9 protein-coding genes are annotated in these 9210 nt (G+C 59.0%); 3 read left to right on the forward strand and 6 right to left on the reverse strand.

Translation table 11 applies throughout. The features are described from left to right. Positions 1–16: 16 nt before the first annotated feature. Positions 17–1033: a DHH family phosphoesterase gene (locus E2481_RS17790; protein WP_136718510.1), complete on the reverse strand. Its 1017-nt coding sequence runs from the start codon at positions 1031–1033 to the stop codon at positions 17–19. Between the two features lie 1166 nt (positions 1034–2199). On the opposite strand from E2481_RS17790, the gene E2481_RS17795 reads away from it, so the two are divergent. After that, a complete protein-coding gene (locus E2481_RS17795; RefSeq protein ID WP_136718511.1) occupies positions 2200–2724 on the forward strand; it encodes a zinc ribbon domain-containing protein in 525 nt (174 codons plus the stop codon). An 847-nt stretch (positions 2725–3571) separates the two neighbouring features. On the opposite strand, the gene E2481_RS17800 is transcribed toward E2481_RS17795, so the two are convergent. The 3 genes from E2481_RS17800 to E2481_RS17810 form a co-directional block, all read right to left on the reverse strand. Continuing rightward, complete coding sequence (locus tag E2481_RS17800) at positions 3572–4636, reverse strand: transcription initiation factor IIB family protein (protein ID WP_136718512.1); 1065 nt, start codon at positions 4634–4636, stop codon at positions 3572–3574. Positions 4637–5938: 1302 nt separating this feature from the next. After that, positions 5939–6469, reverse strand: a complete 531-nt coding sequence (locus E2481_RS17805; protein WP_136718513.1) for a hypothetical protein — start codon at positions 6467–6469, stop codon at positions 5939–5941. Between the two features lie 11 nt (positions 6470–6480). Next, on the reverse strand, positions 6481–7062 hold the full coding sequence (locus tag E2481_RS17810) for a DUF7437 domain-containing protein (protein WP_136718514.1): 582 nt from the start codon (positions 7060–7062) through the stop codon (positions 6481–6483). Positions 7063–7359: 297 nt separating this feature from the next. Here E2481_RS17810 and E2481_RS19075 point away from each other — a divergent pair, with 297 nt between their 5' ends. Next, positions 7360–7482 carry a hypothetical protein gene (locus E2481_RS19075; protein WP_256867917.1) on the forward strand — a complete coding sequence of 41 codons (123 nt, stop codon included), beginning with the start codon at positions 7360–7362 and terminating at the stop codon, positions 7480–7482. 151 nt (positions 7483–7633) lie between these two features. Here E2481_RS19075 and E2481_RS17815 read toward each other — a convergent pair whose 3' ends face one another. Continuing rightward, positions 7634–8065, reverse strand: a complete 432-nt coding sequence (locus E2481_RS17815) for a hypothetical protein (RefSeq protein ID WP_250137878.1) — start codon at positions 8063–8065, stop codon at positions 7634–7636. 67 nt (positions 8066–8132) lie between these two features. Further along, on the reverse strand, positions 8133–8816 hold the full coding sequence (locus E2481_RS17820; protein ID WP_136718515.1) for a nucleotidyltransferase domain-containing protein: 684 nt from the start codon (positions 8814–8816) through the stop codon (positions 8133–8135). Positions 8817–9050: 234 nt separating this feature from the next. Here E2481_RS17820 and E2481_RS17825 point away from each other — a divergent pair. Continuing rightward, positions 9051–9210 (forward strand): helix-turn-helix domain-containing protein (locus E2481_RS17825; RefSeq protein WP_169302491.1); only part of this gene is annotated, 160 nt, incomplete at its 3' end.

A 9210-nucleotide genomic window follows, 5' to 3' on the forward strand; every position in this document is an offset into this window, starting at 1 on the left:
TATTGCCGGAGCGATTTCAGTCATCGTCTTCAGACAGGTTGAGTTCCGCAACGAGGCGTGCAGTAATGATCTGTTCGAGCATGTCGAGCAACTGCGCGTCGTCGGACGTGTAGTCAGCAACGATGCCGAGCGGGATTTCACCGCCAGCGACATCGTGATGACCGCCACCACTCCCGACATCTTCGAACGCATCATTCAGTACGTTCCCAACGTGTACTCGTGGATCTGGCGACCGAGCGCTAACATGAATAGCATCGTCGACGATTCCAAACACGATTGCGGTTTGAACGCCTTCGAGTCTCACGAGATAGTCAACGGCTTGGGGGAGTGCATCCCGTTCGCTCGTGCGGCCGAGATGAGAGATGAGTACCGCATCGATCGCCTTTCGATTGTCGATAGCAGATGAGATCGCGTCGAGGGTTCCCCCGGTAATTGAGGGCGTCGATAGCTGCCGGAGCATCTCCTGGTCCGCGTACTCATGGAGATGCCCTGCTGCATCATATTCTTCGGGGGTCGCTCCGCGGAGGAAATCGAGGGTATCCGAACGGATGGCAAACAGGAGTGCCGTCGCAAGATCCGTATCGAGTTCGATATCGAAGGCCCGCACGTACTCCGTCAGAATCGTCGCAGCTGCCCCCACCTCCTCGCGATGATCGACGAACCGGGCGTCAACATCCTTGGCAGGGTGATGGTCGATCACGATATCTACGTTCGTGTCCGAGGGAACCCGGTTGTTCTCGCCCGGGATTGAGTGGTCGACGAATGCGAGTAACGAGTCCGGTTGACGGTTCTGGATAGCTTCGACATCGAACGGTTGGAGGTCAATATCGAGTAGATTGACGAACGCCCGGTTTTGCTGGTGGGAAATATCGCCGCTGTAGAGTATGTGCCGGTTATCGATGCCAGCCGCAGCCGCGATCCGACCCAATGCGAGCGCGCTTGCCAGACAATCCGGATCGGGGTTATTGTGGCACACGATGTTGATCTCGCTACCCTCACCGAGAAGTTCATCAAGCTGTTGCGGCGAACTCATTCTCTGAATCCTATGCTTTCTATACAGTTAGGCGTACAGGACTCTCCTAATCGTCGGGGAGTTAAATGGAATCTCGTCGGTGTTGAGTCGAATCTACGAGGACGAGAAGGACCCCTGAAATCGGCAGTTCTCACGACTGGATATCACGCGACTGCTCGCGACTTGGCTCTCACTGACCCCAGTCGAAGAGGATCGCTGACTGGGTCCAGTTGCGAATCTACGCACCCACTTCCATCACTAGTACCAACCGAATGTGCTCTTCCTCATGCCGACGTAGCCAATATCAAATACAATATGGTATAACATCGAGTTGTAGTCGAGACAACGGAACTGGACTGTTCCAATTGGGCCAATGGCCCGCTGGCATGCCAACAATAGTAATCAATATAACAATAATCAAAAATGGGCATGTTTACTCGGAAAATCGCAAGACAATAGCCATCTAGATAGGTATCTAGGGCACATTTTCGGATCTAGGGCACTCCGAACCGCAAGAGGCAACCCGATTTTCATCAATCTAGTGCACCGCTTTATCTTGCCCTCCACTATCGGCACCCGAATCAGATCTGATTCACCGAAAATCATCAGGTTGCATACCATCGTGCACGGCGATTTTCGAGCCGATCTGCGCTCCACTGGGTGCCCCACTCCGCCCGAGAACATGCCTGCAAAATGTGTCTGCAATCCGGGACATGAACCGGCGTGGAAGGCGTACAGCCGTCGGTGCTACAGCAGTGGTGACAGTCCACGTGATCATCACGCTCCTCCATCGATGTATCTCGACAGGGGGTCGGCCATGTTTCTCCAAGCTCGTGGGGAGTCCCGTTCGACCTTATTCGCATCATCACTGATAGTGACGAGTCCAATCTCGTGCTCCCGATGACAGCGATGACGTCGACATCGACCGCGACCGGGAGATCTGATCGGAAAAACCAGTGAGCAAACTACTGAACGAGCCATAGAAAACCCTCTCCTGCAGTTCGATGAGTGATCAATCCAGAGCGTTCAGATACCGATGCGAATTCTAATTTACTAGAATATTGTCAGAATTAACGTGCAAGACTTAGAGGGTGAAGTCAGCACGCCAGACTCAATTAAACAAACTGTGCGAAACATGACCTGATATTCCCCCGAATTTTAAACTGATCCGATGTATTAGGCCAGCTGTGTACTGCTCAGAATGCGGGACCGATGCAGGTAATGCATCGTTTTGCCCTGACTGTGGTGAGGAACTGGACCAAAGCGGTTCAGTCGAAACTGATACTGAGGAATCAGTCACAGCCCCCCCGACAGAGGACGGCATCAACTGGGGCCATGCCGGAAAGGCGGGATTGATCGGGCTGTTGCCGGCGTTTGGTGCTTACATGCTGATTTCGCTGGCGAACGCCGGTGGGCCAGTCGGCGTGGCTTTTTTAATCGGGATTGGCGTTTTCGGCTACCTGCTGTATAAACAACCGACAACGAAAGCAATGTTCGGAGGCGCGTTTTACTGGCTGGCAATCGAGATGCTCCTTTCACCACTGGTCATGATCATTTACACGTTCACTTTCGCCTCTTCGCAGACCTCCAGTGATGCGGGAGCGGCTGGGGCAGCCCTCGGTGGCGGAGCATTGACGATCATGGCGTTCGTCGTCGGACTACCGCTTGGCATCGTGTTTTATCTGCTGTCCGGTCGGTTGACGCCCGAATGAAAAAGAAGCGCTGTTACTCGCGGCAGATGTACTGACCGGATCAGACATCCCTGATTCTCGATGTGCGACGTGCTGCATACGCGCGCTACATCTTGCACGGCTTTCAGAAAACATACGAAGGTTGTTAGGATTCTTAGAGATCAGTAGGCAGGTTGACTGAGCAATCCACACCGACGGTCCACGGCACAGCTACACCGGACTCATCACCGTGTATCTAGACTGTTCCTGTACACCCATCACCAGCAGACATCGCTCGCAAACGAGCCATGCCAATCATCTAGTTTGCTTACAATAACTCACTCCGTTGTGCGTGGGTACTGGCGTTGCCCGGGCGAAGCCGATCGACACCCGACAGCGCGAATCAATCCATTCGTCATCTAATATTTACTATAGACCATTATAGAAATTCGATAATCGCAGGACTGCAGCCGTCTGCAGCGTGATCTGCTACACAATCTGTAGCGTGCTGCACATCGAATCGCCGGACTGCGCCCGATTTTTCACGCTGTGCAGCACCTCTTTATCTTGCCCCACGAAAACTGGCCCTGAAACCGCGTCTCTCAGCTGAAAATCATAACTTTGCGGTCATTCGCTCGCGCCGATTTTCGAGTCGTCCAGCGTGGCCTGGGGCCCACCACTATCGACCCGCTTCCACCGGAGAAGTGTCTACTCTACGACACAGCGTCAGTGAGCGAGGAGATCACACCAAGCGGAGCCACAGCTAGCCGTGCCACCCCTGTTCGCGAGCACATCGCCACGGTGTGACGCAGACTCGATCACACCAACTGGAGTGTATCCCCCACCCTCGACGTGCTCAACACCTGCGCAAAAAAGGGGTGCAGGACGTCTATTCGAGGGTGATCGTCGCGTTGGGCTGGAGCACGGCGTTCGGATCGTCGCTTCCGTGCTGGTCCACGTAGGCGTCGTACAGCCGGGGATTGTACTGGTCGAGCTTACTCACCGACAGCTCGACTACCGGGTTGGCCGCGTCGACGACGGCCTGGCGCGTCCACTGCTTGCCGTCGGTCAGGCGATCGGCCGTGTAGACCGCGACCGCTGCCATTGTGAGCCGGGGCGTCCCGGAGCCAATCTGCTCGTCGTCGGCGATCGCGAGCAGGTGCCGGGCCAGCCGCCACGTCCGGACGGCCGTCCCGCCGTCGCCGGCGTCGAGCCCGTCGAGGACGGTCGTGACGACGTCCTGCCGGACGGGCGGCACGTCCAGCCCCAATTCGACGCGGAGCTTTCTCGCGGCCGCACAGAGGCGTTCGTGATTCGTTTTGGCGAACTTGGCGACCGTCTCGGGGTCGTGAGAGAACCCAGCATCGCGGATCGCAAGCAGGACCGCTCCCGCCGCGAGCGACTCCCAGGCCATGTGGCCGCCAGGGAGGCGTTCGTCCTTGGCCTGGCGCATCCACCGGGCGGCTTCGATCGCGACGACCTCGGGCAGACTGAGTGCACTCCTGAGCAACTGGATGTCGTAGCAAACGTCGTCGAGGCGCTTCGACCGGTGGCGATTGCCGTTGTAGGCGAAGCGCCGGTGTTTGGTCAGCATCCGGTTGAGCTGTTTGGCGCGCGTCGTCGAGGGGGCACAGCTGTCGATGTCCGAGTGCCAGAACGTCGAACCGATGGACTTGCCCTCGCGAAGCGGGTTCGTCGGTTCGGCCTGGAACTCCGTGCCGGCTTTCGCGCCGGTTTCCGCGAGCGTCGGCTCGCGTTCGAGGTACTCCTGGGCGACGATCAGGCCACACTCCTGGCAGAACGACACCTCCTCGTCCGACACGAGGAGCGCATCACAGTCCGGGCACGCCGACCGGTGTGTCGGATCACGCTTGACCGTAACCGGCTTGGCTGGCTGCTGGTTAGAGATCTGTTCGTCCGAAACCGTTTTTTCCGAGAAGGTAGAACGAGACATTGCTTTCACACCTGGGGCGCTCACCGCGCCTCGCTTCCAGTCCTCGCGAGCCACGGCTGTCGCCCCACGCCCCGCCCGGCGGCCGACTGCACGTCGCAACCGACCAACCGCCGGCGTCGCGACCTGCCCCGGACGGGCCATCCCCGTCTATGATCTGGTCGAAGACCAAGGGAGCGCCGGCGACGCGCCCGTGTCGGCGCGAACGCGGTCGATTTCCACTGCGAACGGTGCGAGGCCGACCGGCAAGGGAGGCCTCGAAAGCGAACGGTGAGCGGGGCGAGACGCGACCGGTGCGAGGCCGAACAGAGGGAGGCCTCGGAAGCCGAGCGGCTTGCCGCGAGGCAGGGAGCGTCTCGAAATGCGAGCGGGGAGCAACTCGACCCGCGAGCAAAGCGAACCGTGAGCAGAGTGAGCACCGGAAATCGCGACCCGGGTTCGGGGCGAAAACAAGCCCAAGCCGGCGCGACTGCCGTGAGCACGTAGGTGTTCCGTCAGGCCGACCCGCTCGCGGGTTGAGCGGGCGGCCCTGAGCGCCCGGCACGACGAAGTCACATGGGATGGAATCTGCGCGCCGCGAGGCGGGCGCATCGCGGTCGATGTCCGCCGCGAACGCAGTGAGCAACGGACATCGTGACAGCCGCGAGCGCCCCCGCAGCAACGCGTCGGATGGAATCCCATGTGGGGCAGTCGCGCCCGGCAGCCCGGACCGGCTCTGCCGCGTCCCGGCAGCCCCCGCGCAGGCTCGCCATCGGCGAGCGGGGGCGCGTATCCGAGCACCCACGGCGCGCAGGAACCGGGGCACCTACGAGCTCACAGATTACTCCTCACGACGCGAGTCGCGCGGCTGGCCCGTACCGCGCGACCGAGCACCGGGTGGGACCCGCGCCGCCTGGCCGGCGCGGGAGGACCCCGGCGCGCAGTCCGCGCGCCTGAGTGCTCGCGGTCCGTGCGCGTGACTCCGACGCGTGCGCGAGTTGTCAGGTTGTGTGAAGGCGCGCGGATCGCGAGGTTCCGAGAGACTCACGGGATCGCCCAGCGTCTCTCAGTGGTTCTAGTCATAGCCATGGTCCAGATGGCCCACGGGCGGGCCTGGCGGACTGTGAGGGCAGCGCTCTCACGGAGTGTTGTTCTAGGACTCCGGATTGGTCTCTTGATTCGTGATGCATACGTCTGTCCCGAGGGTCGGCGCACACTCATCGATGCGGAAGAGTAACCGAGGCATCGGATTCACGAGCCTTCGCTACCGCCACGCACTCGGGCGTGGAGCCCGCGTCAGCTAGAGTTCGTAATACCCCATATCGGTCACGTAATCTCCTTAATTAACTCGAATCCATTTTTGAACTGGATACGGTCCACAAATCCGTGTGCCGCCAGGGCGGCGACGACACCCTCTCCAGCATCAACGTCCGTCGTCACGATGCAGACGTACCTGGCATCCCCGTTATCGAGATGGGTCGCTGCGACGGCCGCGAGCGCGGTATCAGCCTTCTCGATGTCGTCTTCGTCTCGATTCGACGAGCGAGCGATGTATCCACGAACGGTGTCCATGACCTTCGAGACCGTACTGTTCGTATAGTCCGGTTCATCAGCGACTGTCACCCACCCATCGGTGATTGCGCTGTTGATTGGCATCTGCCCCGGTGTGCTCCGATCGGGCGCACCGCCGAGTTCGTCGTAGACCCGCTGTGGGATGACGAACGTGGTGTCGTTTCGCTGCGCGAACTGCTTCAGTGCGGTGTATTTGTTGTTCTGCTGACGACCACAAGCGATGAACAATCCTGTATCTGCGACCCACACGACGGTCTCGTGAGACGGGTCGAGCGACTCACTCATCTGTCCGCCCGTTAGTCCTCCGCTGGCGGCTGGCCCCGGGCACTCCTGATCTCCTCGAAGTACGGATCGATATCTCGCATGTCGTGGACGACTGCTCGCAGGGCTTGCAACACTGCAATGGCGAATGCAGGCTGGAGGTCGAGTTCCCTCGCTGCGACTCGTTCAGACATTGCTCCGTCAGTGTACGGTATCGCGTACGTGAGCGCGGCGGCGAGTTTTCCGAGGCCATGCCTGTCGATCAGGAGATCTAGGTCTTGATCCCGCGGGGAGCGTCCGAACGCATCGATGAGCGTAGGCGTGACCGTGTACTCGTCGCCGTCGAGATCTGCCGTCAGCGTGATCGGGACTGCCGAATACGTGTGCGTTTTCTGCGTGTCGTCCCGGGTGAGGACACCAAGGTCAACGAGTGTTGCCGTGTCCGAATACGCGGTCGTCCGGGGCAACTCTAACTCGTCGACGAGATCGTCGATGGTGACGTCGCCGGCTCGAAGCACGAACGTATAGAGACGTGCCAGTCGGGGCTCTTCGAGCAGGTGGGCAACCGAGAGGAGTCCATTGATCGCCCGCTCGGGATCACCAGCGGTTTTCGACATACAATACATAATTCGTGTATTGGATAATAATCCTTGGGAGGGATCCCGGCGACACAGCACGCTCTCAGTCTCCCGTTGATAACTGTCCGCTGTCGGGTAACGTGCGGCGAGTTCCGATACCAACGTAATCACCAAGCGTCGCGCTTCGAAGCGTCGCCATTCGCCAGATGGCCCACGGGCGGGCCTGGCGGACTGTGCGGGCGGGTCGCACGGGGTGAGGAAACTAGCAGACGAAGCCAGGCTCAGCTGACGGTACGAAAGTATAATTGACAGAGGTAGCTATGTGTGAATAAGACGATGGCGTTGGAGAACATCCCCACGGTCGAGGAACTGGCCGAAACGACTGGCCAGTCGAAAGAGCAACTCCAGAAGGACCGTGCGGCGGCTTCGAAGATGGCTCGTGGGTCTGACGACGAGTAAGAGCGCACTTTTTCATGGGGAGTTCAGGGTCGACGAACACGATCGATCAACTACTGGGTCACACATCTGGACCAACTGAACCAGTCCCGACCCGGGATCTTACCCGTGCCCGATCCTCTGCATACATCGTCCACGGCAATTTCAACGAACTCTAATCACAGACACATTCGTGGGACAGCCCGGCGAGAGTGATGATCTGTGAATGAATCTCGGTTGCGAGTTCCAGCATTGCCGTCGCTCGTTCACGAGTGGCCTTCCCTGTCTGGTAGTACGTCTGCGCTCGGTTCTCCGCCCAGAGATCGACGAATCGAGACGCGACATCGTCGCTAAGAAATCCAACGTCGGCACTCCGGTTGATCGCAGTTGTATGCGATTGTGGGGGATTCGACGGGTCCTGATACCCCTCTTGAATCAACCAGAAGAGAAGCGTCTTCTCGATGGACGTGAATGCCGCCTCGATGACGAGGGTGTAGTAGCCATCGGTGAGCAGGCGGTCGGCCCCTAATAGCGACCGGCATCCCTTCCGGAGGTGGACGAAACTTGCATCCGAAACATCTAGCCCCTGTTTCCTGCTCCTGCCCACCGCGCCGGAACGCCTCCTCCGCAGTGGAGAGCAACGGTTCGATGTCGTCGAGCGTGAGCGGCATCTGTTACGCACCATCCTGTTCGGCTTCGTAGACGGTGTCTCGGACGACCTGAAGCGTTTCCGACTGTTCCAAGACGATCCCGCCATCAAATATCTCTGTCAATTTCTGCCCATGTGACTCGGCGGACGCCGGCGTCTCAACGAGAACCTCGAACTGATAGCGGTCACCGTCAAACGTCTGCTCAGAGAGACTCTGACCGACCTGTGACCCGAGACGGCGGCCGTAGGTTGCGTCGCCGTCGACAATCACGAGGAGGTCGATGTCACTGCGTCTGTCGGCTGCGCCCCGGGCGACGCTCCCGAAGAGGACAACGCCGATCAGTTCGGTTACCTTCTCGGACTCGGCAATCTGGGTTGTGAGTTCGTCGAGAAATGCTCGAACTGGCTTGCGGAACTCCTGCTGTGGAATCGCAAAGACCGGATCCGGCCGTTCGATATGCTCCTGATCGATACGAATGCGGGCTGGTTTGCCCGCCGTGACGTGGAGCACTCCAAGTTGTGTGAGAAGGTCGACAGCACGCGACACTGAGGAGACATCCGCACCGGTAATCCGCGCCAGCTCACGCTGCGTGAATTCCTCGAACGGGTGATTCATAAGATGATGGAGAATATCCTGCATCGCCTGGTATCGGAAGACTCGCTCCTCGGGGAACGGAAAGTCGAGTCGTACGGCTGCCTGACTTTGCATGATACGAGTGTAGTTGCATAATGTGCAAAAGTCTTCGGGTCGGTCTGGACGCTACGAAGTTCCCCTCAATCCAATAATCAATAGAGACCACAGTCTTAGCTGATTGGGCGAGAAGCCTCCGTCCTCAAGGAGCGAACCGCAGTCGCGGTGAGCGAGTAGGGAGGAGATGAATCGCCCCGCGAAGCTGGGCGCATACTTTTACTTTCCTGCACCTGGATAACCCATGTACGGCGCATGGATTACGTGCTCAAATACCGGCTCTTGCCCACCACATCGCAGCGCGAGCAGTTGGACTGGGTACGTGATACCGTGCGACAGGTGTATAATCACGCCCTCCACCGGTTCAACCGTCTTCCTGACTCGGCTGGCACGGTCACGCAGCGAGTACGGAAAG

Source organism: Halorientalis salina, from assembly GCF_005049285.1.
GTDB classification, from domain to species: domain Archaea; phylum Halobacteriota; class Halobacteria; order Halobacteriales; family Haloarculaceae; genus Halorientalis; species Halorientalis salina.